General features: G+C 47.2%; 23 protein-coding genes. 2 read left to right on the top strand and 21 right to left on the bottom strand.

Translation table 11 applies throughout. The features are described from left to right. Positions 1–16: 16 nt before the first annotated feature. The 21 genes from AWU77_RS16710 to dmeF form a co-directional block, all read right to left on the bottom strand. Positions 17–433 carry a hypothetical protein gene (locus tag AWU77_RS16710; RefSeq protein ID WP_062065843.1) on the bottom strand — a complete coding sequence of 139 codons (417 nt, stop codon included), beginning with the start codon at positions 431–433 and terminating at the stop codon, positions 17–19. A gap of 109 nt (positions 434–542) precedes the next feature. Continuing rightward, positions 543–3,662 carry an efflux RND transporter permease subunit gene (locus tag AWU77_RS16705; protein ID WP_062065840.1) on the bottom strand — a complete coding sequence of 1,040 codons (3,120 nt, stop codon included), beginning with the start codon at positions 3,660–3,662 and terminating at the stop codon, positions 543–545. A gap of 10 nt (positions 3,663–3,672) precedes the next feature. Further along, the gene (locus tag AWU77_RS16700) at positions 3,673–4,794 is read right to left on the bottom strand and encodes an efflux RND transporter periplasmic adaptor subunit (protein ID WP_084618508.1); all 1,122 of its coding nucleotides are present in this window, start codon (positions 4,792–4,794) and stop codon (positions 3,673–3,675) included. Then, on the bottom strand, positions 4,791–6,062 hold the full coding sequence (locus AWU77_RS16695; protein ID WP_062065837.1) for a TolC family protein: 1,272 nt from the start codon (positions 6,060–6,062) through the stop codon (positions 4,791–4,793). Before AWU77_RS16695 ends, AWU77_RS16700 begins: the two co-directional genes overlap by 4 nt. A 104-nt stretch (positions 6,063–6,166) precedes the next feature. Continuing rightward, a complete protein-coding gene (locus AWU77_RS16690; protein ID WP_152625387.1) occupies positions 6,167–6,550 on the bottom strand; it encodes a hypothetical protein in 384 nt (127 codons plus the stop codon). 88 nt (positions 6,551–6,638) lie between these two features. Next, positions 6,639–7,382 carry a transglutaminase family protein gene (locus AWU77_RS16685; protein ID WP_062065832.1) on the bottom strand — a complete coding sequence of 248 codons (744 nt, stop codon included), beginning with the start codon at positions 7,380–7,382 and terminating at the stop codon, positions 6,639–6,641. Between the two features lie 21 nt (positions 7,383–7,403). Beyond that, positions 7,404–8,642 (bottom strand): hypothetical protein, encoded by a 1,239-nt coding sequence (locus AWU77_RS16680; RefSeq protein ID WP_152625386.1) that lies wholly within the window; start codon positions 8,640–8,642, stop codon positions 7,404–7,406. A gap of 4 nt (positions 8,643–8,646) precedes the next feature. After that, positions 8,647–11,796 (bottom strand): MMPL family transporter, encoded by a 3,150-nt coding sequence (locus AWU77_RS16675; RefSeq protein ID WP_062065826.1) that lies wholly within the window; start codon positions 11,794–11,796, stop codon positions 8,647–8,649. Continuing rightward, positions 11,793–12,878, bottom strand: a complete 1,086-nt coding sequence (locus AWU77_RS16670; RefSeq protein ID WP_062065823.1) for an NAD(P)-binding domain-containing protein — start codon at positions 12,876–12,878, stop codon at positions 11,793–11,795. Before AWU77_RS16670 ends, AWU77_RS16675 begins: the two co-directional genes overlap by 4 nt. Continuing rightward, positions 12,879–13,199 (bottom strand): acyl carrier protein, encoded by a 321-nt coding sequence (locus AWU77_RS16665; protein WP_062065820.1) that lies wholly within the window; start codon positions 13,197–13,199, stop codon positions 12,879–12,881. It abuts the gene before it with no gap. Between the two features lie 22 nt (positions 13,200–13,221). Continuing rightward, entirely contained in the window at positions 13,222–15,021 is a 1,800-nt protein-coding gene (locus AWU77_RS16660; RefSeq protein ID WP_062065816.1) for a fatty acyl-AMP ligase, read from the bottom strand. Beyond that, positions 15,005–16,210 (bottom strand): cysteine desulfurase family protein, encoded by a 1,206-nt coding sequence (locus tag AWU77_RS16655; protein ID WP_062065813.1) that lies wholly within the window; start codon positions 16,208–16,210, stop codon positions 15,005–15,007. The genes AWU77_RS16660 and AWU77_RS16655 overlap by 17 nt, the downstream gene beginning before the upstream one ends. A gap of 17 nt (positions 16,211–16,227) precedes the next feature. Further along, positions 16,228–16,587, bottom strand: a complete 360-nt coding sequence (locus AWU77_RS16650; RefSeq protein ID WP_062065810.1) for an iron-sulfur cluster assembly scaffold protein — start codon at positions 16,585–16,587, stop codon at positions 16,228–16,230. A 77-nt stretch (positions 16,588–16,664) separates the two neighbouring features. Then, a complete protein-coding gene (locus AWU77_RS16645) occupies positions 16,665–17,846 on the bottom strand; it encodes a LuxE family acyl-protein synthetase (RefSeq protein ID WP_062065807.1) in 1,182 nt (393 codons plus the stop codon). Between the two features lie 59 nt (positions 17,847–17,905). After that, positions 17,906–18,568, bottom strand: coding sequence for a MaoC/PaaZ C-terminal domain-containing protein (locus AWU77_RS16640; protein WP_062065804.1), 663 nt, complete (start codon positions 18,566–18,568; stop codon positions 17,906–17,908). 524 nt (positions 18,569–19,092) lie between these two features. Beyond that, the gene (locus tag AWU77_RS16635) at positions 19,093–19,374 is read right to left on the bottom strand and encodes a hypothetical protein (RefSeq protein WP_062065977.1); all 282 of its coding nucleotides are present in this window, start codon (positions 19,372–19,374) and stop codon (positions 19,093–19,095) included. A 97-nt stretch (positions 19,375–19,471) separates the two neighbouring features. After that, on the bottom strand, positions 19,472–20,188 hold the full coding sequence (locus AWU77_RS16630) for a copper resistance protein B (protein WP_062065800.1): 717 nt from the start codon (positions 20,186–20,188) through the stop codon (positions 19,472–19,474). Between the two features lie 9 nt (positions 20,189–20,197). Further along, positions 20,198–22,120, bottom strand: a complete 1,923-nt coding sequence (locus AWU77_RS16625) for a copper resistance system multicopper oxidase (protein ID WP_238582500.1) — start codon at positions 22,118–22,120, stop codon at positions 20,198–20,200. Positions 22,121–22,288: 168 nt separating this feature from the next. Continuing rightward, the gene (locus AWU77_RS16620) at positions 22,289–22,807 is read right to left on the bottom strand and encodes a DUF411 domain-containing protein (protein WP_193747553.1); all 519 of its coding nucleotides are present in this window, start codon (positions 22,805–22,807) and stop codon (positions 22,289–22,291) included. A gap of 117 nt (positions 22,808–22,924) precedes the next feature. Further along, positions 22,925–23,320 carry a hypothetical protein gene (locus tag AWU77_RS20190; RefSeq protein WP_084618505.1) on the bottom strand — a complete coding sequence of 132 codons (396 nt, stop codon included), beginning with the start codon at positions 23,318–23,320 and terminating at the stop codon, positions 22,925–22,927. 112 nt (positions 23,321–23,432) lie between these two features. Continuing rightward, entirely contained in the window at positions 23,433–24,419 is a 987-nt protein-coding gene (dmeF, locus tag AWU77_RS16615) for a CDF family Co(II)/Ni(II) efflux transporter DmeF (RefSeq protein WP_304413307.1), read from the bottom strand. A 48-nt stretch (positions 24,420–24,467) separates the two neighbouring features. Between dmeF and AWU77_RS16610 the strand changes: the two genes are divergently transcribed. Both AWU77_RS16610 and AWU77_RS16605 read left to right on the top strand, forming a co-directional pair. Then, positions 24,468–24,743, top strand: coding sequence for a metal/formaldehyde-sensitive transcriptional repressor (locus AWU77_RS16610; RefSeq protein ID WP_062065794.1), 276 nt, complete (start codon positions 24,468–24,470; stop codon positions 24,741–24,743). A 224-nt stretch (positions 24,744–24,967) separates the two neighbouring features. Beyond that, positions 24,968–25,981: a DNA-binding protein gene (locus tag AWU77_RS16605; RefSeq protein WP_062065791.1), complete on the top strand. Its 1,014-nt coding sequence runs from the start codon at positions 24,968–24,970 to the stop codon at positions 25,979–25,981. Positions 25,982–25,988 lie beyond the last annotated feature (7 nt).

The following is a 25,988-nucleotide window of genomic DNA, read 5'->3' as shown; positions in this document are numbered from 1 at the left end:
GTCAATATCACCGGGGTCAGTAAATTTCATGTGGTTTTTTTTGATAGCTCGTTTTAATGATCAATGTCTGCCGTTGTATGTCATTGATCACAACCGAAAAATATCCTTTGCGCCGAGTATTAGGGCGGTAATGCAGGTGACAAGGTGCGTAATCTGCATTGAGAGTTTTTAACAAAACGCCTTGGGAATCGAATATCTGAAGCTGCAACTGTCCGCACGCGACATGCGGTCTTTTTTGTGTTGGCCAGACGCCACTGCTTATCGTCAGCGCGCCGTTGTTAAATTTGGCGGTCGCGTTGCTCAACTCAAGGTTGAACTGACGCAACGCGTCGTCCTCGAACACAATATCAGCGACATTGGGATCTGTTGTTTGGCAAGCATTCAAGAACACGCCAATTGATAGCAGAATGAGTAGTCTTTTCAGAGTAGTCATGATTCATGCTCCTGCGAGGAAACCGGTCGATGACCTGGCAATGTGCCCAGGCCATCGGTTTTCATTTGATCTGCGCAATCAGCACCAAACACTAAGCCTTCTTAGAAAGTTAAGTCTTTGATGGAGTCGAGCTAAACTTGCTATGAAGCCAGTGATATAAAACCGGTAACACCAACAGAGTCAGTAGCGTTGAGGAAATGATCCCGCCGATAACAACTGTGGCCAAGGGGCGCTGTACTTCTGCGCCCGTTCCCGTATTGAGTGCCATTGGCACAAAACCAAGACTTGCCACTAATGCGGTCATGAGGACGGGACGTAAACGAACAAGCGCTCCTTCCGTCACAGCCAACATCAAATCGCCTTTTTCATGCCAGAGATCGCGAATAAAAGCGAGCATGACTAAACCGTTGAGTACTGCCACACCAGAAAGTGCAATGAAACCTATGCCCGCCGATATGGACATAGGCATATCTCGAATGGCTAACGCCAGCACTCCACCGGTGAGCGCCAACGGCACTCCACTAAAAATAATTAACGCATCTTTTAGTGAGCCAAAAGCCATGACGAGAATGCCGATGATAAGTAGCAGTGTCAGTGGCACCACAAGAGAAAGGCGCTTACTTGCCGATTCGAGTTGCTCAAACGTGCCACCATAATCCAACCAATACCCTGGAGGCATATCCACCTTGGCGGCAATTTGCGCTTTAACATCTTGCACAAATCCGCCCAGGTCTCGACCCCGGACATTTGCAGTCACAACGACCCGACGCTTACCATTTTCCCGGCTAATTTGTGCAGGCGCGGGAGAAATGTCGATGGTTGCTACTTCAGCGAGTGGAACATAATCACCGTTAGGCAATGGCACAGGTAAAAACTGGAGTTTCTCGACATCGCGCCGCACAGCCTCGGGTAATCGCACGATGAGTTCAAAGCGTCTATCGCCCTCATACAAGATACCTGCACTTTCACCACCAACGGCAGAGGCAACCCAATTTTGAAGTGCTGAGACATTCAAGCCATAGCGTCCCAACGCACTTCGATTTGGAATGATCGAGAGTGTTGGCAATCCTGTTACTTGCTCGACACGCGCGTCGGCCACACCTTCTACTTTACTGAGTGCTTCGAGTATGTCATTAGCCGTCAGTACCAACTGATCCAGGTCATCGCCAAACACTTTTATGCCAAGATCGGCTCTGACCCCTGAAATAAGTTCGTTGAACCGCATTTGTATGGGTTGGGTGAACTCATAATTATTGCCCGGTAATTCTTCTAACGATTTTTCCATTTCCTCAACCAGTTGCTCTTTGGTTTTATTGGGATTGGGCCATTCGGAACGCGGTTTTAAAATAACAAAATTATCGGCGACATTTGGAGGCATCGGATCGGTTGCAACTTCGGCGGTACCTATGCGGGCAAAAACTTTATCCACTTCGGGAAAAGATTTGATACGCTTTTCTAGAACTTCCTGCATCTCCACCGCTTGTTCGAGGCCGGTACCAGGGATTCGCATGGCATGTAAGGCGATATCGCCCTCGTTGAGTTGAGGAATAAATTCAGACCCCAGTGTCGTGGCCAGCCATGCGCAGAAAATGACAAGTCCGGTCGCGCCGCCAATCACAAACCAACGGAATTTAAATGCCAGCAACAATAAAGGCTTATACATTTGCTTCGTACCGCGAATGACAACGCCTTCTTGTTCACTGATTTTTCCACTTAAAAAAACCGCGACAGCAGCCGGAACAACTGTGAGGGATAGAACCATTGCGGCGACAAGTGCCATCACGACTGTTGCCGCCATGGGGTGGAACATTTTGCCTTCCACTCCAGTGAGGGAGAAAATCGGGATATAAACCACCGTGATGATGGCGACACCAAACAGGCTGGGCCGAATCACTTCCGAGGTTGCCTCGAAAACCACTTCCAAGCGTTCACGCAGACTAAGAGTTCCTTCGCGCTGGGCATGGGATAATCGTCGTATAGCGTTTTCCACAATGATCACGGTGCCGTCTACGATGATCCCGAAATCCAGTGCCCCTAGGCTAATTAAGTTTGCTGACACCCCGGTTTTTACCATGCCGGTTATCGTCGCCAGCATGGCCAATGGAATTACTGCCGCCGTGATCAGTGCCGCACGCAAATTCCCGAGCAAAAGGAAAAGCACCACAATCACCAATAACGCGCCTTCCAGAAGGTTTTTGCTGACCGTAGCAATGGCTTTATCGACCAGTGCTGTACGATCATAAACCGGCGTGGCAACTATGCCTTCGGGGAGAGAGGCTTGAATTTCAATCAGCCTTGCTGCTACGTCTCGCGCCACTGTGCGTGAGTTTTCCCCGATGAGCATCATTGCTGTACCTAGGACAGTTTCGACACCGTCCTGGGTTGCGGCACCGGTTCGAAGCTCTTTTCCGATAGCAATCTCGGCAACATCACTGATTTTGATGGGGACGGAATCGTGCTGCGCAACAATGACATTAGCAATGTCGTCCAGCGTTTCCAGTTGACCCGGCGAGCGCACCAGTAACTGTTGCCCATTGCGTTCAATGTATCCCGCCCCACGGTTGTCGTTATTGGATTCAAGTGCGCCAACTAAATCGTCCATCGACACACCGAAGTGCAGGAGTTGCTGTACGTCTGGCATAATGTGATATTGCTTGTTATAGCCACCAATACTGTTTACTTCTACCACACCCTTAACTTGCGCTAACTGGGGTTTGATTATCCAATCTTGAATTTCACGCAAGGCGGTGGAATCGTAAGGTTTGCCATCTTCCGTTTGTGCATCGGGAGCCGCTTGAACGGTATACATAAATATCTCACCCAAACCCGTCGAGATTGGTCCCATTTCAGGTTCCATGCCGGGAGGCAGCACACTTTTCATCGACCCCAGTTTTGTGTTGATAAGGTTCCGTGCAAAGTAGATATCGGTACCTTCGTCGAACACCACGGTAACCTGCGATAAACCATAACGGGATAACGACCGGGTATAGGACAAATTGGGTAAGCCAGCCAGCGCGGTTTCTATAGGATAAGTAATTCGTTGTTCGGCTTCTAAAGGCGAATAACCGGGTGCAGCGGTATTAATTTGCACCTGTACATTGGTGATGTCGGGTACGGCATCAATAGGGAGTTTTTGATAACTCCAATATCCGATGCCGACGATTAATAAAACAAAACTTAAAAACAGATAACGCCGCTCGATGGCTAAGCGTAGTAGTGAATCAATCATGCTACACCCCTTAGTGTTCGTGCTCGGCTTCAGATTTTTCGATATCAGCTTTAATGAGATAGCTATTTCGGGTTACGTACTCGATGTCTGGTTTCAGGCCAGATATCACCTCGGCATAGCTGTCATCTTTTCGCCCCACCACTAGAGGGATAAATTCGTATTTATTATCGTGTTTGACAAAAACCCCGGTACGCCCCCCTAGGATCTGAAGCGCGTCTATTTTTACGGCTACATCCACGCTGAATTCATCGATAACAATACGTCCTTCCGTCATAGAACCGGGAGAGAACATTGACATATCGTTGTTTAGTTTTGCGCGTGCAATAAGATACGGCTGCTCGTTATCGGCTGGGAGAAGGTGTTCAATCTTAGTTTTAACTTTTTGCCCGCTAATTCCCAAGAAAACCTCTTGCCCGGTTGTGACAGAGGAACGATGGGAAGGGAAAATACGCAACTCGGCCCACAAACTGTCGAAGCTCGAAATAGAGAACAATGTCTCCTCTCCTGTGACTTCGCCAGGATTGGCATGTCGTTGCACAATCATCCCGGCAATGGGCGCGCGGATAGCGTATTTTCGCAAGCTCTCGTTTGATTCGACCTCAGCGAGAAGATCACCGGCTGCAACTGTCTCTCCAATGGTTACCTGGACGGAGGATATAACGCCTGAAAATCGTGCTCGCACATGACTGGTTTTCTCAGGGGCTGTGGTTAATCGTCCATAAGTGACGATTGTTTGATGAAGTGTTTGTTCACCGGAGCGTTCCGTCACAATACCCACAGTTTGTGCCATGGTGTCTTCGATTTGACTGGTTCCTTCCTCATCCTCGTGACCATGTCCACCACTTTCCTCATGGCCATGCTCATCTTCATCTTCATGTTTCTTTTCGTCCCCTTGCTTATCTTCGTCTTCATGCTTCTCACCGTCCGCATGGTCGTGTCCAGATAAGCTGGGCTCCTCAGTGTGTTCATCTTCCTTATGTTGGTGATCATCGCTCTCCGCTGCTGCACTGGCCATGTAAATATCGGCAACAAAAAACACCAGTAATAATGCAAAAATAAAAACCACTCCCGGAGCGGATTTCAACGGATTTTTGGATGCAGGTTTCGTTAGGCGTTTATTCGTTGTTTTCATGGGTTAACCTCAACATTCTGTTCGTTCAGGGAGGAGCCAATCATTCGCTCCAGCTCAATTCGGGTTTCCTGCATGCGGGCAGCGGCTTCCACCAGCGCTTGCTGGACTTCCAGCAATTGGCTTTGCGCAAGGTTTAATTCCAGATAGCTGTAGCGCCCCCGGTCAAATGCATTTGCGGTGCTGCGCATAGCTTTCTTCAAAGACGGAAGGATCTGGTCACGCAACACCATCACTTCATCAACGGCTAACTGATGAGTTTCGTAAGCGGCGATCAGTTGGGCTTCCAGTTGGATTCGTGTTGCGTCTTTGTACCATTCCGCTTGTTGTTGGTTGGCGGTAGCCGTGGCGATTGCGCCACGAGCTCTCCCACCGCTACCCAAGGGCATACTCAGTCCAACCACCACAGCAGAGTCATCGCTTTCCTGAAGGCGGCGAACTCCCGCACTCCATTCCAGCGCTGGGCGACGCTCGCTTTGTGCTCGGCGCACTTCTGCCGAGCGGACATCGATCTCAGCTGAGAGAAATGCCAGATCAGGATTATTTGATAGTTTTTCCAGCAGAACAGGCAAGGATGTGGGTGACGGAACACCGTAGAGATCTGCTTTTACGGCGGTAAAGTCTGGAGAGGTATCAGCCCAAAATGCACTTAGCTTGATTCTTTCCGTCCTGACTCGCTGACTCGCTTGTCGCAACGCCAGCGTGGCGCGGGTTAGTGCGGCGTTGCCGCGCAAAAGCTCACTTTCGGCAGTGCCACCCGCTTGTACCTGCCGGGTAAGTGAAGTCAGGGTCTGTTGAAGTAACTGATGGGACTCCTCCTGAAGCGTGAGTTCTTCCTGCGCAACCAACAGGCGTATGAATTGCTGTGTAACAGCTGTCACCACATCCAATGTAATCACACGCTGGGATGACGCTAATTGTTGCTGGCGAGCAGTGACCAGATCGATCCTGGCATCACGTTGCCCGCCCAGCTCAATGGCAGAAGACAAGGAAATGGTTAACTCACTGGCTTTAGTCCCGCTAAAGGCGCCGGAGCCAGCCACATTTTCAAGATCGGTGTTAACCCGCAGCTCAGGTCCAAGTGCGGCTGTTTGTTTTTCCCCTGCGAGGGCATTGGCTTTGAAGCTATAGCCGACGAGCTGAGGGTTGTGCTGTAACGTGGCGCGAACGGCCTCGCTTAGCGATAATGTTGACTCCGCAGCCGCTACTGAAAACGCGCTACAGGACACAGCAATAGCCGAAATAGCCATTGCCCGATGGAAAAGTTGCATAGAAAACTCCAATCTAATTGGCAGTTTCCGACGCCGCTACAGGAACCCTGAGCGTGACTCGGAAAATGCAAAAACGCCCGTTATTACAGGGCTGTTAATAACAATCAGAAGGAAGTTACAGGAGGGGCGCGCAGTGGGGGGCGAATCCCGGCACGACGACGGGGATGATGAGCATTTTGGTAAAAGAAGAATAACGGTGTGGACTTTACTGCCAGCAATACAAAAATCGCTGCCAGCAGTATCGGTAATGATGGGTCAAATTTCAGGAGTTTTGCCAGAACCGACTTGGATACTTCTACATCAATATCCTGGTGCAATTCATCTGGCGTGTGGTGGGTTTGATGATCATCCATAACATCCAAGTGCATTGAAACCGGAGGTTCCTGTCCATCAAAACAGAAATGCCCATGCACGCCTGACCAGCCGATCATCAGCCACAGGAGCAATGCAAGGAGCACAAATGTTTTATGAACAGGACGAATTCTCACCTGGAGCAACACCCGGATAGTATATTCCAATTAGGATATATCAATTTATTCTCCTCAGCTACAGCTGAGCTTGCTAATTCGATTGCCGTTATTTGGGGTCGCAGCATGACTGCAAACCTGGAACTCCATCGTTTCTTATCTGCGCAATATGAGCATTCATTTTTTTGTAAAAATAGTGGCGGTATAGCCACCCTTTAATACCCTTCAAGTTAGTGGGATGCTTTGCATAAAACTCATCAGGGGTAGCAAAAATGCCGAATCGCTGTTTGATTCCTTCGCTTTGAATAAACGTACTTTTACCCGTCCACTCAACATTCGGGTTCTGAAGATCCTGCGTTGCCACCGCATAACCCAAAAATGGATGATGGCAATCAGGATATTTTTTCTGAACACTTTTTAGATAGGCTTCGTCGAGAATCAAGCCCTCCAACGAAATCCAGTTGTCCTGATAAAACGCCTCAACCCAAGTATGTACAATTTCATTAGGAGCCAGCCAATATACGAGTCCCGTAATTGCCCCTTTTTGCAATTTTTTATCAATTGTAAATCCATGCAGGCGGCAAGGTATTTCAATTGCTCGGAATAAGGCCATGAGCAATGTAGATTTGGTATTGCAATGTCCAAGTCCTTCACTCAGAACGGCAGACGCTTTCATGTCATCAGCTTGGGCGTTGTAGCCAAAGGGAATTTCATTTCTACAAAAATTATATATTTCTTTTGCCGCCTGTTCTTGCGGCATTTCTTTCCAGCGTCGCTGTTTAATTAGCGATTGAATATTCGGTGAATTGAAATCAAGAATGCGGGATGGTGCTAAAAGCGTTGTTAAATCCATAGTCTGTTACCTCGGTTATCGTTAGAAAATATACGTCAACTCGGTAAATGCAGTGTTATTTTTTTTTCGACTACCGAAATACGACTGTTGCTTTCCTGAAAAGTTATCCCATCCTAGCGTGATCTTTACGCTGTCATTCATAGAAAAATATCCCCGAGATCTTATCAAGTAACTACCGTGATTAATGTCACTGATCGCACTTAATTCAAATTTCAATCGGTCATTCATAAAACGATTGGAAATACGTAACGTGAAGCCTTTTTCGAAAGAGTCATAATCGCTATTAAGTCGGTCGATCCCGGCAGAAAATGGGATGGGTAATGTAAGAGTTGATGATGCTAAGGGGTAATTACGGTCGATAAAAAACATTTGTATATTAATATTGGCTGCGTCAAAAAAATCACGGTCCATGCCAAATGTGGCTCGCGTTACCCCTCGATCATTTTCAGTGAGCTGATCAATGTCAGTATGATTTAATTGAGAGTGGCTAATCTCACCACGCGCGGTCCAACAGGAAAAAGCTGTAGCAAAATCCAATCCGATGGATTTTGCTACAGGGTAATATCCCCTTAAGAATGGGGAAGGAGAGGATACTTCGGGTACGAATCGCAAGAAGCGGTCATAACCATGAAAATAAGAAAGGGACCAATCGAATTGCTCTCCGGTATGATCAATCTTGAACGCGTACTCCGCATCATCCGGTTCCGCTTCCAGCGTCAAGTTAGGCGGCAGCTGACCGGTTGGAATTCGATGATCTTCGAATCTGGCGAGCACCACAGCAAATGTGGTTTCGTCGGTAAAATTATATTGCACTTGCAGTGAGTTGATGCCCTTCCGCTGATCTTCATCTTCCGGTACTAGCAAAGTGAAATCACGTGCAGAGAAATAATCAGTCGGATTAATTCTATCGGCTCGGCCCCACGCAATAATTTGTCGTCCCACGCGTACCGACCACTGATCGTACTCAATTGAAAAATATGCCTCACGCGGATTGAAACGATCCCCGGTAACGTCGTTGTGATTAGTTTCATGCGCCTGGACGTTTAGGTTAAAAGACGTGTGCTCGGATATCGCTGGCTTCCAGTTAACAAAACACAGTGCTTGGCCAACGTCCTCGGCATTATCTAGATTACGGGTAGACGACCAATAACCCAACCGACATTCGCCGAAGGGAAGTGTCTGTGCCGCGAGATCGCAAGCAGACAAACTGATAACAGTTGAGACACCCGAGAGCAATCGGGTAAACGCGTATTTACTCATCAAATTATTCTTCTTTCTCCAAATAACGTTTGGAAAAATAGGATTCTTTAGCATCGTCCGTATTGGCCTTATAAGACTCCATAATCACCTGGGTTGAATGACCTGTTTGATGGTTGGTCACAGCAACGTTCATGGGCTGCCATTTCTGATTAGCGGAATCGACGTTTTGAATATTGGTATTCAAAACCGTTTTTAGATGCTTGCTGGACAGATCGTAAAATTCCATCTTATCGGCAACAAAATGTGTTTTGTTTACCCAGGTAGTGCGCTTGCTATAACCGGCTTTTTTCCCCACTTCAGCTGTCTTTGGCAGTGAATCAACCACGTACTGCGTATCAGTTTGACTCACCAACGTGTGGATCCACTCCTGCGGCTTGTGCCCAAGAATATCCCCATAAGAGAGGTCGGTACCGACGAAGCTGCTTTTTTTGTTGTCGGATGAAATGCGACGGCTTTTTTTCATCGCTGGCAGATACACCCAAATTTCATCTTCTCCGCCCAGATTCTCAACCAATAACGTTGTGGTGTTGCGGACGTCATTGGGTGATAAAAATCGGATGACGCGTTTGTTGATTGCTCCATCGCTCTCCAACGCGGTAACACCAAAGGTTTGCCTTACGCGTTGCTGACCCTTGTTATTCGTCAGCGTAAATGTTGCATTTGACACTGAGTTAATCACACGGGTTACCTGATAATTTTTTTCCATGACGTCTTGTGCTGACAACTCAGCCGCATAACTGTCATTGGGAGTTAAAAAGGCAAACATGAGAGCCAGCGCCAAGCAAGGGAATGTTGCTGTCGCCGCTTTGGCAGGTTCTGATGAAGTGTTACGTAAAAAATTCAATGGAAACCACTTTAAGAGTGAGGGCACAACCAGCAACGCTGCAATTGCACTGATTAACATCGAGGTAACGATTAACACACCAAACCAGATATGCACGTAGAATCCTTTTGATAACATCAGGACTGAATAGCCTCCCGCAATTGCCGTTGCAACATAGACAATGGCTTTTCCAGCTGTTCTCATTGTGCTTCTTAACGCGCGATCATAATCGTCATGCCCACGCAACTCTTCGCGCATGCGGTATAACAAATAAATAGCGTAGTCTGCCCCAATACCGATTGCCATTGCCGAACTCACAGCGTTGGGTGTATTCAATGGGATGCCAGTAAGACCCATTACGCCAAAATTAATCAGCACCGTAATCGCAAGCGGAATAACCAAACATACACCGGCTAAAAACGATCTGAAAATAACGATGCCGACGACAAATACAACGGCCATCATTTGAAGGATATTGCGAATTTTTCCTTCTACCAGCGTCTCGCTCAACGCCGATGATTGAGGAACACTCCCGCCGATCAAAATATCTATCCCAGTGCTAGCAAGTTTTGGGGCGAGAAAAGTCCGTATCTGCTCAACCGTAGCTTGTGAGAATTTACTGCTGTCATTTTTCATCCACACAATTAAATTGGCGTTTTGGTAGTCATAATCGACATACGAATCAAAATCGACTGGATCCGCAGATAGCGAGTAGAGAAACAGATATTGAGATATTAGTTCTGATGTGGACGGGAGCTGACGGAATTCCGGTTTTCCATCATTTAGGGATTGATTCATTTGCTTGATGAAATCCACCAACGATACCGTTTTTCCGACGCCGTCCATCTCCTCGATGTAGCGTTGGGTCTGCTCAATTAACTGCAGCGCTTCGGGCTCCTTCATTTGATCAACCCGCGAACTTTTAAAGACAACATATAACGTATTCGTGCCCGCCAAATGTGAATTTAAAAATGCATCGTCCTGACGAACTGAAATATTTTCAGCAAAATAACTTTTAGTAGAGTTTTCCTGATTGATATTGACGGCAGCGGCAAGCCCACCTAATGCTATGACACCGAATACAAGCAAAACGCGCTTGTAATGGATAAGCACTAAATCGCTAAAGCTGTCCGCCAATCGATCCCATTTTGAAGGAATATTGTGCAGTGCTTCTGAACTTCGTGTTTTCGGCGGCGGTAAAATGCTACGCAATGCGGGAATGAAGGTCATTTCGATTAGCAGTGCGCTGAGTATGCCCAAGCCTGTAAACATGCCAAACGTGCGTATGGTAGCGATATCAAAGGTAATCAAGGAAAAGAAGCCAACAATCGCTACTCCACAAGCCGTCATCATTACCGGTGCAACTTTTGTTAGCGATTCAATCACAGCCGTCTGGTTCACCTCCTTAGGAGGGAGGTCGGGAAACTGGGTTCGCTGGCGATCATATTCTTCGTAGTAGCGCTTCAAAATTTGAACCGCGTGACCGGCTGCCACTGCAAGAATAAGAATTGGAGTCGTTGCATTAAATGCATCCATCGGCACTCGCGCAAGACCCATAATGCCAAGCCCCCAGACTACAGCGAGAAGTGCTGTGACGAGTGGAAGCACTAAACCTTGAATGGATCGAAACGCTTCAAAATGAATAAGACCAATAATAATCAGGGCGATAGGAAACAAAATACCCATGCGTTGCGCGAACCGTTCAACCTGTGCAAAAAATATTGGCGTCCCACTGGCGGTAATCGTTACACCAGTTGATCGTTGAGCTTCGATAACGGCTTGCACCTGATCCATAATTTGACGAAATCCGCCGTCGCCTGCACTGATCGCAAACGATACCGAAACAACTCGTCTATCCGCCGACACCAATGTGCCCTGATATATCGGATTGGCGGCAATACGATTTTCTAATGAATCAATTGATTCTTGGGTAAACGGAGCCTCCAGCATAGGCTCGATCACCATTTCTTCCGCTTTTCCTGAGATAGCTTTTGCTTTGTTCGCAACAAGGCTCATTAATGTATGGCCTTTCACTCCCTCAATTTTGGGAAGCTCATCTGATAACGCTTCAATAACGGTAAGCACTTCGGGCGTCAACGCCGTCTCACCATTTGCAGCGCTTACACCAATAACAACCACGTGCTTGGAGCCAAACAATTCTTCGGCCGTGTTTGTGCCGATAACGTTCGGGTGGTGCTGGGGTAACATTGTGGTTGGATTGATGACAATTTTTAAATTCTTGATCTGCAATGCCAAGAAAACCGTCATTAGCACAACAGAGATTATGAATAAAACACGGAAACGTAAAACGGTATAAAAAAACGATCTCATGACGATTGATATCCTTCCTGCGTAACTTTTATTGCTGGCGCCAAATATTCTTGAACAAAATTCACAACGCGTGTTGTGTCGCGATCAGCACCCAAGATTAATTCTGAAGCACGGCAAGACAACCATTTTCTACCTACAACGAAAAACCCTGGTTCGGGAGTGATTCCTTTTTTCGCAACCAGATCATCAACCGAATTAACTCCTGGCAGACGCAACCAACTGACATTTTCTTTGTAACCGATGCACCAGATAACAACATCGGCTTGCACAACAGTACCGTCACTAAACAGTATATTATTCAATTCCGCGTTCACAGCCCGAGGCTTGATATCGACACCTTGTTGGATCAGCGCGGCGTTATTAGCGTAGGCAACTGGTATGGGGTCGCGCCTTTTTAGAATGCGGGCGATGGGTGATCGGGAACTTGCGTAGAGTACTCTAGCTTTGTGAAGCCACCAGAAAATGTCATGCCCGCCTATACGATTGGGTACCAACTTGCGCACGCGGCCGCATGCAAGCGTCACATTGTGTTTACCAGATAGTTCCGCTGCGATTTGCCGACCGGTTGCGCCATCGCCACATACGACAACATTGGAATTTGGAGCTATGGCTGTGTCATCAACATAATCAGAGCAGCGGATTTGTTGAACTTCTGACCAGAGATTTTTGGCAAACGGCGGAACAATCGACACTTGATTGGCACCACTGGCATTGATGACCGTTTTAGCGTGGATAGCCTGGCCCGTTTGGGTTTTTGCTACGAAATGATCACCCACTTTAGTGAGATTTACTATCTGCGTTTTTAATTGCAATTTTAAATCGTTAATAGCAGCAAAATTGGCCATATGTTCAGCAAATTCTTGTCCGGTTGCATAACCCTCCGGATCCCCCGGCAGAGAATATCCAGCCAGTTTGCAGAATTGGCGTGAAGTAAAGAGTCGCAAACTTTTCGGGCGATGCCGCCATACATCACCGATGTTCTCGCCGCCATCAACGATGAGGTAGGACAACTCCTTCCGATCAAGCAGATTACCGCATAGCAGGCCGCAATGGCCCGCCCCAACAACAAGACAATCCAACATTTAAATACCCAGAGCCTTTTTCATATCCATGGGGGTTCCGGATATCTCTGACCAGATAAATTCGGCAAGTGAACCGACAGTGACAAAATCGTAAGCGGCCGTAGGCTCAAGCTTTACACCGAAATGTTTCGCTAATTCAGTCAGCATATTTACGCGGGAAAAAGAATCGAGACCTATATAATCGAAGGACATGTTGTCATGAACCTCTTCATTAAAATCAGGATGATCGCCCTTCAATTGTTGCGTCAGGTGTTGACGAATCATCGCACTGACATCAGCCACACTTTGTGCAACAACGGGAGTTTGCATAGGAAGATTCATGATGGTTTCCTTTCACTAAAAATTAAACTGCCATGGCAGAAACGGGAGTTAATTGGGCCGGGGCTTGCCGTGCAGCCCGCGTTGAGAAGACAAGACGCTGATCAACATCAATCAAGGTGTTTTGATACATTTCCGCACATTTTAGCCGCTGGGTTTTACCACTTGATGTGCGCGGTATTCCGCCGAAACTTAAAAAGAAAATATCCTTGAGCTGAAGGTCATGAATTTGCGTAACCGCTGATCGTAATTTTCCGACAAGCTCTTGTAGGTCTGTGGTGTCTAACTTGGGCCCACGTCGTGGCAATTCGATAAAGGCAGCGACGCCTGGTGCATTGCCGTACTCATCCGCAAACACGGCAGCCTGAATGGATAAATTTTCAGCGAGAACGTTAATCAACGTTTCTTCGATATCGTGGGGATAATGGTTCTTTCCACGAATGATCATCAACTCTTTGATGCGGCCTGTTACAAACAATCCTTCCTCGCGCAAAAATCCCATATCCCCAGTTCGCATAAACGGACCGCGCCCACAGGCAGTGTAACCATTGAAGGTTGCCAACGTTGCGCGCGGATTTTGCCAATAACCAGCGGCAATACTTGGACCGGCCGCCCATATTTCCCCGACCGAGCTGTCACTCAATACGTGGTGGGTGTCCGGATCGACAATTATTAGCTCATGATCTTTCACGGCATTTCCGCAACATACCACCTTCTTTGCGTGCTCTGAGTATTCGTCCACGATATGTAACTGGTTGAGTTTCAACTGTTCACGATCAACCGATAGATAGCGTGGTGCGCGATCAGCAATTCCACCTGACAAGATCAGGGTCGCTTCCGCGAGGCCATAACAAGGTTTAACGGTGTCCGGATGTAAATTGCATACCGAAAAGAATTCATTGAATTCCGATAATGTTTTTTGTGCGACCGGCTCTGCTCCACAAAAAACTGTTTTTAACGCCGTTAAATCAATACCCTCAACCGAACCAGCTTTCGCTGCTTTTACACAATGCTCCAATGCAAAATTAGGTGCGGCAGTGGCAACTGCTTTGTATTTCCCCAATAACCGTAACCAACGAAGGGGGCTTTGAATAAAATGCAGTGGAGACATAAATATATAGCAACCACCCATAGCGAGCGGCTGCAACATCGCGCCTATCAGTCCCATGTCATGAAATTGCGGGAGCCACCCACCCACTACGGCGAATTCAGGCATATCTGCTGACACCTGAATTGCACGCTCATTCGCAATCAGTTGTGCGTGAGTAACAATGACGCCTTTTGGATTGCCGGTTGATCCGGATGTGTATTGAATAAATGCTGGAAAATTTGGATTAAGCGTTGCGACAAGATTGTCTTCAATTAGAGCACTGGCAGTCTCTACTTCAGCAAGCACGCTGATGGATTCCAAATTGATACCCGCATTGGACAGTCCAGTCATGGTTACTGCCTTCAATGATTCTGTCGTTAAAACCGCCTTCGCATTTGAATCCTGAATAATTTGTTTTAGTCGAGCGTAGTGGTGACCGTTTCTTGCCAAATTGGCTGGCACTGCTATCGCACCTGCGTACAAACACGCAAAAAATGCCACGACAAAATCCAAACCGGCAGGAAATAAAAGTAATATCGCTTGATCTTTGAGATCTACACTTCGCAAACCTGTGGCAAGTTGTTGAGCTCGCGTTTGCAATTCCTTATACGTTAACGACAATTCTTGCGAATCACCATCCTCTAGGAAAACATATGCACGTTCATCCGGACGAGTTTGGACGTAGTGTTCGATACAGGAAACAATTGTTTGTACATGATTAAGTGGTAAGGACATGATCTTCGCTCACGGGTTTACTGATTCGATTGAGAATGGACACGGCATTGGCAACAGCGTCGGTGAAAAACTTTATGTCCTCTTCCTGCGTATAAAGCCCCACGCTGACTCGCAAAGTTGATTTCACTTCCTCGTCCGTCAAACCCATTGAAAGTAATACATGCGATAACGACATTGTCTTGTTATTACTACACGCGGATCCCAAACTGACCTGAATACCGTTCAAGTTATCCAGAATTGCGGCGAGTGCTTCTGCCCGTATTCCCGGAATGCAAATACTCAAGGTATTCGGTACTTGCATGGAGAGATTTTTAGGGCCGTTAAAAACGACCGTCGGAACTTTTTGCGTCAGTTGCTTGCGTAACAAATCAGAGTACTGCGCAAACCGCTGTAAATTTTCGTCGAGTTGCTCGCTCGCCAATTTGGCAGCAGCCCCCATGGAAACGATCATTGCTACAGCCTCGGTGCCGCCACGATAGCCACGCTCCTGACCACCACCGTGTATCAAAGGCTCAAGAGTTACACCCCGGCGAATGTAAAGGCCGCCACAGCCTTTAGGGCCGTAAAATTTATGACCTGAAAATGACAAGGTATCCATACCCAGCATATGCGCATCCACTTTGATCTTTCCGACCGCTTGAACTCCATCTACATGAAAATGAATATTCCGGTCTCGTAATACCCGTGAGATGTCACAGATTGGCTGAATAGAACCGACTTCATTATTGGCGAGCATTATGCTGACGACGCGGGTATTAGGGCGCAGGGCTGCGAGTACCGATTCAGCTGAAATAATGCCTTCATTGTCAGGATTTAAACGACTCACCTCACAATGGAATGTACGCTCCAAATACCGAACCACTTCCAGAATAGAAGAGTGTTCCAGCGCGGAGATAATGATGTGGGCGGACTCCCCAGGCGCGGCAGTAAATTCACGCAGAAATACCCCCTTTAATGCCCAATTGTTCGACTCTGTGCCGCCTGACGTAAAGAACAGCTCATCTGTTGCGCAACCGACCAACTTGCATAAGCTTTCTCGCGCCTCACTTAAAAATGCGCCTACAGGTTTGACCAGAGCATATTTACTTGACGGATTAGCAAACGCTTTCGCTGCATTTACAAACGCATTTATTGCTTCTGAGCACACAGGTGTAGTTGCGTTGTAGTCAAAATATCCTTGTATAGACATGGTAGGGCTCCTCATCACTATGCGTGAAAAGTTTGCTGAAGTTTGGCAAACAAGTTATGAAGCATTTCCAGACAGTGATGCTGTGCAGGCTCAAGATCCCCGAGCATTTTATCGATTTCCTCTTTCGATAAATTACATACATCTGCAACGCTTGTGCCTTGAATTTTTTGACAGAAAACATTGCCTGTTGCTAAAGATGTCGCGCAACCCCAAGCAGCATAGGCTGCTTGTAGAATTAGGCCGTCTTGAATATTGAGTTGTACTTTGATGCGATCACCGCAAACCGGATTACCCAGCTCTATAGTGTTGGTGGATTGCACCAATTCAGCCGCATGGGTTGGGTTAGAAAAATTTCGAACAATAATGTCGTTAAACATGACAATTCCTTTACGTTTGTACGTTTGGAAATTCGGTGGGGTTCTGGTTCTTCCCCACCGTTATAGCGCTGTTAAGATCAGGCAGTGACGGGGCAGCTATTCTCAGCCTTTTCGTCTTCATCCATTTTGCGTTCGAGATTTACGGCGCAACATCCAAATTCCAGTGAGGATGGTGCACGCATGATGTATTCCATACGCTGGCCACTGCGACCTGAAGGACTCTCACCAGGAACGAGCGATACTATATCTTCAGTCAAAATCATCCCTGGCGTAGCTAGCGCAAGTGGGTCGAGAATTGCCAATACTCCATGCTCGCCATCCGCCACTTCCTTGCTTAAATCATTCATGTCACGCACGCTAAAGTGAACATAGGGAGACACGTGCTTAACTTGATGCTCGTCATCGATTGCCATTACGTTGGATTCAACTAGCGCATAAATATCGCGAATGCCGCTCGGTGGGATTCCCAAGTACTCTTCACACAACAAAGCAAATTCACGACGGGAGATCATCTGACCTGTGAAGCGTTTCCAGCCACCTAACGTGATAACCATACTGCCTTTATCAAGTGTCAATTTTTGGCCGGTTTGTTTCAGGAATTGCAACAAGCGATGAATCAAAAATGGTGGGCCAATGATGTGACGGGTAAATTGATTTTCCCAATTGGTAAGTTGGGCGATAGCATCTTCAGGAACAAAACGCTCTTCCCGAACCATAAAGCGATGCGTATCCAAAAGGCCAGCCAACATATTCAACGCCTTTATCATACCCATCTCTGGAATTTCTTCGGTTGACGGGCAAATATATAAGCCTGCCCCTTTGGAGATACCCAAGAATTCACGGTACATGGCGTAAATTGCAGATACCGCCAAATCAATTGTTGGCGCACAACGACGTGAAACACTGGGTATGCCGCTGGTTCCTGTACTGCGCATTTCATGTTCGATGGCATTCAGTGGTTTGGATAGCAGTTCGTGATTGCTTGCCGATTTAAATTTTGCAATTGGAATGAGGGGGATCTTGATTAGGTCGTCAAATGTATTGACGCTTGCAGGTGTAATGCCTTTTTCATCACAGGCTTCGCGGTAATACCGATTATTTTCATAGTGAAAACGAAAGCTGTCGATAATCAACTCTGCTTTAATCGCATCAAGCTTATCTTGAGGTAGGCGATAGAGTTCAGAAACGGATGCCACGGAAGCTTTAAGCGGGTCAATGCCCATATTTCGTAATGATTGGGTGATAGATAGTTGTTGCATGATCGCTCCTTAAGTAGCGTAGTTTAAAAAATAATCCTTCGTCGAGAGTTCGACAGAAATTAGAAAATCAATCGATAAATCACTACAGCTCTACAAATTGATTTATGTGCATTTGTTTCTATAACAACTTCCTCTGTGACCTTGTAGCCATTTTTTTGTGATTCAACAGAGAGTCGCTTGGTTTTAGCTCTAACAGAAGTTTCCGATTTGAGTGGGGCTAGAAATTGAACCTCTAATAGGCCGCAGTTAATAATGGATTTAACTGGTTTTCCCTTTGTATCAAAAAACTGTCTGTGAGCAGTAAGTACGGGAACCAACGATAAAATTAGAAAACCATGCGCTACTGTTGATTTGCATGGAAGTTCGCGCTGCGCCCGAGCCACATCCAAATGAATCCATTGTTCATCACGTGTCACCGCAGCAAATTCATTTATTATTTTTTGCGAAACCAATAGCCACTCCCCGACGAATTCTTCGGGTGAAGGATCAAATTGAAGATTTTTATCGTCAGTTGGTGAGACTGCTGTCGCGTGTGAATTATTGTTATTTTTGGTCAATAAATTGCGACTTATGTGTTCTTCAAAAAACGAAATATTATCAGTGTAGCGCTGTACGGCGCCAGATTTATACGCCTTTAATTGGTGCAATACGTACCCGACAAGTTCTGATTTTTGCTTAGCAAAACGATCTTTTGTGATGATCAACTGCTCAATCATACTCATAAAATTTCCTTTTGTTTTATCAGATCAACTTTTAAACATTTCATGCGACAGTCATCAGAATCTATTCCTTAGAGTTGTAATGTCTTCGTGTCAGGTGGCGAATTGTTGCATTAATTTCAGAAAAGTAAAGGCAGTAATGCCGTAAAGCAAACAAATTTTTACAAATTTTCAGTCAGTCATGATGACTAAAGCGACAGGCGTATTTGTTTTGTTAGGTTTATCATAAAATAGTGACATTAATGTTGAACTATGAAAATTTAAAATTCACAAATAAAAAATAAACTTAAATATATGCAGCAATTTTTTATTGGATGACATAGACGACAAAAATTAACTTGGATACAGCCCTGCGTTGATGTAAAGATATGCAGCAGCTAGTGCGGCAACGCCAAGTAGAATTATCCATTTAATGGTCTTCATAAAATCGCTCTCCTAATTCAAGAATGGATGTACTGCATGCGCCGTCATCTGTTGCAATATCGCGGGTTGCTCATGACATGCAATGAGCAACCGCGTATAACCGATTAATGATTGCCATGCCCCTCATGACTTGCGCTGGAGGTAGATTTATCCATGTCCATACCTTCGTGATTCATGCCTTCCATCTTCTCGTGATCCATGCTTTCCATATCTTTGTGTGAATCCATATCAGCCGATTTGGTGCTGCACTTTTTCATTAACGCCTGCATTACCGGATCATTCATATCCATCTTGGAGTGATCCATATTTTTCATTGCGTCACAATCCGGCGCTTCTGCCGTCATGGCATGTTCCGCTGGATCATGAGCAAAAACCGGTGCAATCATTAATAAACCAGAGAGCGCCAAAGCGCAGCCTAATAGTGATTTTTTCATTGTGAATTCCTCATTGTTTGTTGATAAAAACTAAGTAGAACCGCGTGATTTAAAACCACGCACGAATGCCCGCAACCCATTGGGTATCGCTGGAGGCTTCCCCATGTTCGCGTACAAAATCGGCGGTATTGCCGAAACTTTTTGTCCAATTAACGCCGATGTAAGGCGCAAACTCCCGGCGGATTTCATAACGCAATCGCAATCCAGCTTGGCCATCGGCAAGCCCCGAACCCGTCATCCGATCCATATCATTCTGGCCATAAAAGTTGAGGGTAATTTCAGGGGATAACACCAGCTTTTGCGTGAACATCCATTCATATTCCGCCGACAAACGCGCGGCGGTATCACCCGAATCACCAATAAAAAGTGCTGCATCAACTTCGAAAAAATAAGGTGCTAAACCTTGAATGCCAATAACACCCCATTCACGATCCGGTTCTGGTTTTAAGTCTTGGCGAAAGCCCATTTGAAGATCCCAAAAAGGAGCAACAGCGCGGCTGTATAGCGCCTGGATTTCTGCCTCTTCGATGGCACCATCCACTTGCTCTACATCGGTTTTAATCCATAACTTATTGAGGTCTTTCCCAATCCAGCCTTGCGCCTCAAGCACGTAGGGTTCAGCATCCTCGGCGTCGCGCCATTCCAATTGGTCGATCATCACTCGTGCCAGGAGTGGATCATCGCCTTCGTGGGCAAGCGTGGGGATACTGTGAAGCAAGGCCACAGCGAATAAGCTCAGGGCGAATTTTCCAGATAATGGTTTCATTGTTATCTCCTAAATGACCCGCACTTCACGCATCATGCCGGGCATGTGGTAAAGCAAGTGGCAGTGGTAAGCCCATCGACCTTTAGCATCAGCCGTGACGAGGTAACTAATGCGCGCTCCGGGTTGAACGATGATGGTGTGTTTGCGTGGAATGTATTCCGGATCCCCAGTTTCCAATTCACTCCACATGCCATGCAGATGAATGGGGTGGGTCATCATGGTGTCGTTAATGAGGATGATGCGTACACGTTCCCCATAACTCAGTTCGAGCGGTTTGGCATCGGCGAAATTGAGGCCGTTGATCGACCACATATAGCGACGCATATTGCCGGTCAAATGCAACTCAATTTCCCGTGAGGGTTCTCGTTTGTCATGGGTGGGATGAAGACCGCGAAGATCCGCATAGGTTAATACCCGGCGACCGTATAACTTCATGTGATCGCGCAGACCAATACCGGGATCAGTCAGTCCACTTTTGGGGGCTTCGGCATGACTGTCTACATGAGGACCAAATTCCGACTCTGCGTGGTTAATGTTGGCGAGAGGGTCAAAATTGCTGCCAAAACCAGCTTTGGCCAGCCGCGCCTTGCCCTTGTGCTGGCTGTGATCCATTTTCATCGCGGACATGTCGTGGCCACTATGATCCATTGCCTTCATGTCGTGAGCCGAATGATCCATTCCTTCCATTGCAGGCATTGAATGTTGGCTGTGATCCATCCCCGCCATGCCTCCCGCCATATCATGGCCACTGTGATCCATCGCCTTCATGTCATGGCTCGAATGATCCATGCCTTTCATTGCCGACATATCCTGGCTCATGCCACCCATATCGTGACCACTGTGATCCATGCCGGACATATCCATCCCCATTTCACGGTGACCTAAAGTGGGGGCTGGATCCATCGCGGGTATTTCGGCACGCAAGGCGATATCGGTGGTCAAGATGCCACGCGCATAGCCGGTGCGGTCATTGCTTTGGGCAAATATCGTGTAGGCACTATCAGCGGCTGGTTCAACGATGACATCGTAGGTTTCAGCCACACCTATGCGAAATTCATCAACCGTTACTGGCTGGATATTCTGGCCATCGGCTGCCACCACCGTCATCTTCAAACCGGGAATTCGAACATCGAAGATACTCATGGCCGCGCCGTTGATAAAACGCAAACGCACTTTTTCACCGGGTTTGCAGATCCCTAACCAACCATGATCCGGAGTAACACCGTTCATCAAATAGGTGTAGGTATATCCGGTCACATCCGAAATATCGGTTTCGCTCATGCGCATTTGGTTCCACATAGCGCGCTCTTTCCATGTGGCAGACAAGCCCTTGGTTTTCAGATCGCGCACCAGATCACCCACCGTACGCTCACGGAAATTGTAGTAATGGCTCATCTTTTTCAGGGTGCCATAGACTTTTTCCGGGGCGGTGTCGGTCCAGTCCGACAGTAGCACTACCATGTCCCGGTCATACGCCACAGGGTCGGGATCTTTGGGGTCTATAACGATGGCGCCCATCAAGCCAGTCTGCTCTTGGAATCCCGAATGACTGTGATACCAATAGGTGCCGTTTTGCTGGACATCAAACTCGTACACAAACGTTTCGCCCGGTTTAATGCCGTTAAAGCTCATTCCCGGCACCCCATCCATTTCAGAGGGCAGAATCATTCCATGCCAATGGATGGAGCTGTCGTGATCAAGTGTGTTGGTGACTCGTAAGGTCACACGCTCACCTTCTTTCCAGCGTAATACCGGAGCTGGCAGGCTTTGATTGACTGTCGTAGCAATGCGCTGCTTGCCGGTAAAGTTGACCTTTTGGTAGCCGATGGTCAGGTCAAATTGATTGCCTGATAGCGTTTCGGGGCCATTCACTGCCGCAGGCAATGCTGCCCAAAGGCGTCCGGATATCGGTAATGTACTGAGAGCTAACAACGATGAAGCCCCAAGTACAAAGCGACGCCGGGATTGCCCCCGCTGATCTATCAGCGCAGATGAATCCGTGTTTAGCGTGGCCGGAAGATTGTGATCAGCAGTTGCTAATTCCGGCAGTTGGTCAATCCCGGCAATGCAGGTGGGGGGAATTTTCATGCCCAATTCTCCTTAGTGAGACTGTTGTAGAGTGGTGATACGGGTATAAACCGCGCTGCCACCATTGGCTTTGAGTAACAGCACGTCATAAGGCGTGAATCGTTGGCCCATTTCCATGCCGGGGCTGCCAACCGGCATACCAGGTACCGCGAGCCCGAGAGCGTCTTTGGGTTTTTCAGCCAGAAAGCGGGTAATTACCCACGCAGGGATATGCCCCTCAAAAATATACCCCTCAGCCGATACAGCGGTGTGGCATGACTGAAATTGAGGGGCAATTTGATAGCGGTTTTTGATGGCATTGAGGTCATCAGGGTGGTGAATTTTGGATTGGTAGCCGTTGGAGTGCAGATGGTCTATCCATTCCTCGCAACAGCCGCAGGTCGGGCTTTTGTACACGTCCAGTACTGGCTGCGATGAGGCGGAGGTTACTGATGAATCCAACGAATTGGCGTGAGCAAAACTGGCGCTGAATAACGCCAACATGACTACCCGGAATGCAAAAAGCAATCGGGGAAAACGCAGGTTAAACATAGATGCTCCTAAACAACCTGAGGTTGTTAAACATCAATTTAGGATTAGGAGCAGTAGAGGCTCCCGTTAATAAGTCGGTGGACTTGTGCGCCAAAATTCAGGCGTAGCTGTCCTGTATTAACGGAAAATGGGTGGGCGATAGAGCGAAGATACGGGAGATTTAGGCGTTTGATTGTTATAGGAATCAGTAACCAAACTGTTTTCGATTAAGGCGTTTACGGACAAGCTATAGGCGAGCGCTGGTAACGAACAACTGCTGGACGAACAGTGACTCATTGTTTTGCAGCAGTCATGGGTTTGATTGAAGTCGGAATTAGTGTCAGAGGATCCCATCTGACTCATATCGTGATGCATTCCCATCATCGAGTGATCAATTGCCGTCATATCATGATCGTTGGCGGAGCTAGTCTCCATCAACTGACATGGCATAGCCACTACCGCCAACGACTGACCTAAAAAGATCAGAATTAGCAGTGCGATTATCCAGTGCTGATGACGGTGCGCAGTAATCATAAGATAAACATATAGGAAGAATGACCTAAAGCATATTCAATTGTAAGTAGACAGTCCAGCAGTCGGGCTGATTAATAGTCAAGGTTCACACTCTTTGCATTTTTAGCTAGTCTCAATGTGTCGGGAATACCTGAGTGGAGTAACCATTTAATTCCACCGTAATGTGCACCAACTCTTCATGAATACCCAATTGTTCTTTGAAGTAATCCGGACGGACATCACCATCTGTCACAAGTGAAAGAATACAGGCATATTTACCTTTCGCTACGCGCCAAACGTGTAAGTCGGTAATATCAGCTTTGACTGGACTTGCGGCAATAACGTCACGAATTTCAGCCACTACCGGCGCATCCATTTCTGCATCAAGCAAAACACGCCCCGTATCACGCAATAGACCATAAGCCCACACTGTCACCAGCACAGCCCCAGCAATACCCATTAAGGGATCGAGCCAATCCGCTCCCCACAGTTTGCCGCCTATCAGCGCCACAATCGCCAGAACTGAGGTCGCGGCATCCGTCAGCACATGTAGATAAGCCGAGCGCAAATTCAAGTCGTGATGATGGTGGCCATCTGCTGCATGATGATCATGGTGGTCGTGATGGTGCGCATGGTTACCCTTGAGCAACCAGGCACAGACGAGGTTAACCAGCAGGCCAATACCCGCAATTGCAATGGCTTGATCATAGTGAATAGGGGTTGGTGATAACAGGCGTTCAACTGACTGATACATCATGAGACCAGCTACGCCTAAAAGGAAAATTGCGCTGGTATAGCCACCTAGAACCTCAATTTTCCAAGTCCCGAAGGAGAATCGTGCATCCTGAGCAAGGCGTCGAGCCGCCGCATAAGCGAATACGGATAATCCAAGCGCCAGTGCATGGGAACTCATATGCCATCCGTCTGCCAGCAATGCCATCGAATTGTAAATCCATCCACCGCCAATTTCTGCGACCATCATTACCGCAGTCAATAGCACAGCCCAACGGATGTTCCGCTCCGCCAATGGGTTGCCCTCATTAAAGACGTGCGAATGTCGAAGAGCTTTTATATCGATATCGGGAGATTGCATTTGGAAGTATCCTTGGGACAGTTTCATATTAATATACTCCCCCCTAGTATATTCATAATGCGGTGATATTGTCCTATGGCTCATACAAACAAATCCAAAAAGCAACTGTTAAGCCGTGTGCGACGAATCAAAGGACAGGCCGAAGCACTAGAAAAAGCGCTGAACGAAGGTACTGAGTGTTCTGCAATTCTCCAGCAGATATCAGCTATTCGCGGTGCGGTTAATGGATTAATGACGGAAGTTCTGGAGGGCCACATTCGTGAACATCTTGGTGTGGGTGACGCTTCCTCAGAACAACGGCAGGAGGATTTGGATCAGGTAATAGACGTAGTGCGACGTTACATGAAGTGATACTTGTTGCGAGCGGATGAGTTCGATTTACCTCTATTGATTTACCTTCCTGATAGGCTATCTGTACTCATTTTTTTGCTTTTGGCAGATTTTATAGGCCTAACATTAGATAAGTCCTGATTATCTAATGTTATTTTAGGTTATTAATTGATCTTTTAATCCGCTTTGCTTAGTATGTAATTACATGGTATGTATTACAGTACGAAATAATCAGGGCGGAAACGATGGCAAACAGCGGCATTAATAAACACCAGGTCAAAAAGGCACGGGATGCGCTTGTTGCCAAGGGGCAAAACCCCTCTATCGATGCGGTGCGCATTGAGCTGGGCAATACCGGCTCCAAGGCCACTATTCACCGATATTTGCGGGAACTGGCAGAAGAAAACCCACTACATCCCGGCAATAAGCCAGCCATCAGCGAGACACTGGGTTCACTGGTTGAGCAGCTCGCTGCCCAGTTGCACCAGGAAGCCCAGGAGTTGATTGCCGAACGGGAAACCAGTCTGCAAGCCACTACCGACGCCCTGAAAGCCCAACTGGAAAGCCAGCAACAGACACTGGCCAGCACGGCCAACGAAAACCAGCAGCTGAAAGCCCGGTTAGCCGACTATGAGCAACTCCATAAGACTTCGACGGCTGACGTGGAGGCGCAAAAGATTTTGCTGGGACGCTTAGAGCAACAACTGACAGATAAAGGTGTATTGATAGCGGAGAAAGATAACCATATCCGTTCATTGGAAGAAAAACACCAGCACGCCCGAGAAGCCTTGGAGCACTACCGCCAGTCAGTTAAAGACCAGCGCGATCAAGATCAACGCCGTCACGAACATCAGGTACAACAACTACAAGCGGAGCTGCGCCAGCTAAACCAGACTTTATCGATCAAACAAACCGATTTGACCCAACTCAATACTGCCAATGCCGAGCTGACCGTTGAAGTGCGCCAGCTTCGCAAGGCTTCCAATGATGCAGGACAGCAGCTAAAGGTAGCAGAATCGAAATTGTTGGCCGTCAACGAGCAATACCAAACAACAACTCATCAAGTCGTCGAACTCACCGTCGTGCGCGATCAACTGTTTAGCGATAAGAACGACCTTAGTGAACGACTGGGACTGATGGAAAAATCATTCAAGGCTATCGAGATTGAGTTGGTGACAGTCAAAACCGAGCTGGCCGTGAAAAACCAATTGCTGGAGTCACTAGGCAACCAATTCACTCTCGCCAACCAAAACACGTAACGGAAAA

The sequence above is a fragment of the Cellvibrio sp. OA-2007 genome, from assembly GCF_000953825.1.
Lineage (GTDB): Bacteria > Pseudomonadota > Gammaproteobacteria > Pseudomonadales > Cellvibrionaceae > Cellvibrio.
Note: the sequence above shows the minus strand (reverse complement) of the source record. Positions and strands in the feature narration are given on the sequence as shown.

Coding starts and splice junctions, on each gene's coding strand:
- AWU77_RS16670 (WP_062065823.1), bottom strand. CDS start 12,878: ATGTTGGATTGTCTTGTTGTTGGGGCGGGCCATTGCGGCCTGCTATGC.
- AWU77_RS16700 (WP_084618508.1), bottom strand. CDS start 4,794: ATGAAAACAACGAATAAACGCCTAACGAAACCTGCATCCAAAAATCCG.
- AWU77_RS16620 (WP_193747553.1), bottom strand. CDS start 22,807: ATGTTTAACCTGCGTTTTCCCCGATTGCTTTTTGCATTCCGGGTAGTC.
- AWU77_RS20190 (WP_084618505.1), bottom strand. CDS start 23,320: ATGATTACTGCGCACCGTCATCAGCACTGGATAATCGCACTGCTAATT.
- AWU77_RS16675 (WP_062065826.1), bottom strand. CDS start 11,796: ATGAGATCGTTTTTTTATACCGTTTTACGTTTCCGTGTTTTATTCATA.
- dmeF (WP_304413307.1), bottom strand. CDS start 24,419: ATGAAACTGTCCCAAGGATACTTCCAAATGCAATCTCCCGATATCGAT.
- AWU77_RS16695 (WP_062065837.1), bottom strand. CDS start 6,062: ATGCAACTTTTCCATCGGGCAATGGCTATTTCGGCTATTGCTGTGTCC.
- AWU77_RS16710 (WP_062065843.1), bottom strand. CDS start 433: ATGACTACTCTGAAAAGACTACTCATTCTGCTATCAATTGGCGTGTTC.
- AWU77_RS16680 (WP_152625386.1), bottom strand. CDS start 8,642: ATGAGTAAATACGCGTTTACCCGATTGCTCTCGGGTGTCTCAACTGTT.
- AWU77_RS16665 (WP_062065820.1), bottom strand. CDS start 13,199: ATGAATCTTCCTATGCAAACTCCCGTTGTTGCACAAAGTGTGGCTGAT.
- AWU77_RS16655 (WP_062065813.1), bottom strand. CDS start 16,210: ATGTCTATACAAGGATATTTTGACTACAACGCAACTACACCTGTGTGC.
- AWU77_RS16635 (WP_062065977.1), bottom strand. CDS start 19,374: ATGATTGCACCGGTTTTTGCTCATGATCCAGCGGAACATGCCATGACG.
- AWU77_RS16630 (WP_062065800.1), bottom strand. CDS start 20,188: ATGAAACCATTATCTGGAAAATTCGCCCTGAGCTTATTCGCTGTGGCC.
- AWU77_RS16645 (WP_062065807.1), bottom strand. CDS start 17,846: ATGCAACAACTATCTATCACCCAATCATTACGAAATATGGGCATTGAC.
- AWU77_RS16640 (WP_062065804.1), bottom strand. CDS start 18,568: ATGAGTATGATTGAGCAGTTGATCATCACAAAAGATCGTTTTGCTAAG.
- AWU77_RS16610 (WP_062065794.1), top strand. CDS start 24,468: ATGGCTCATACAAACAAATCCAAAAAGCAACTGTTAAGCCGTGTGCGA.
- AWU77_RS16650 (WP_062065810.1), bottom strand. CDS start 16,587: ATGTTTAACGACATTATTGTTCGAAATTTTTCTAACCCAACCCATGCG.
- AWU77_RS16605 (WP_062065791.1), top strand. CDS start 24,968: ATGGCAAACAGCGGCATTAATAAACACCAGGTCAAAAAGGCACGGGAT.
- AWU77_RS16660 (WP_062065816.1), bottom strand. CDS start 15,021: ATGTCCTTACCACTTAATCATGTACAAACAATTGTTTCCTGTATCGAA.
- AWU77_RS16705 (WP_062065840.1), bottom strand. CDS start 3,662: ATGATTGATTCACTACTACGCTTAGCCATCGAGCGGCGTTATCTGTTT.
- AWU77_RS16685 (WP_062065832.1), bottom strand. CDS start 7,382: ATGGATTTAACAACGCTTTTAGCACCATCCCGCATTCTTGATTTCAAT.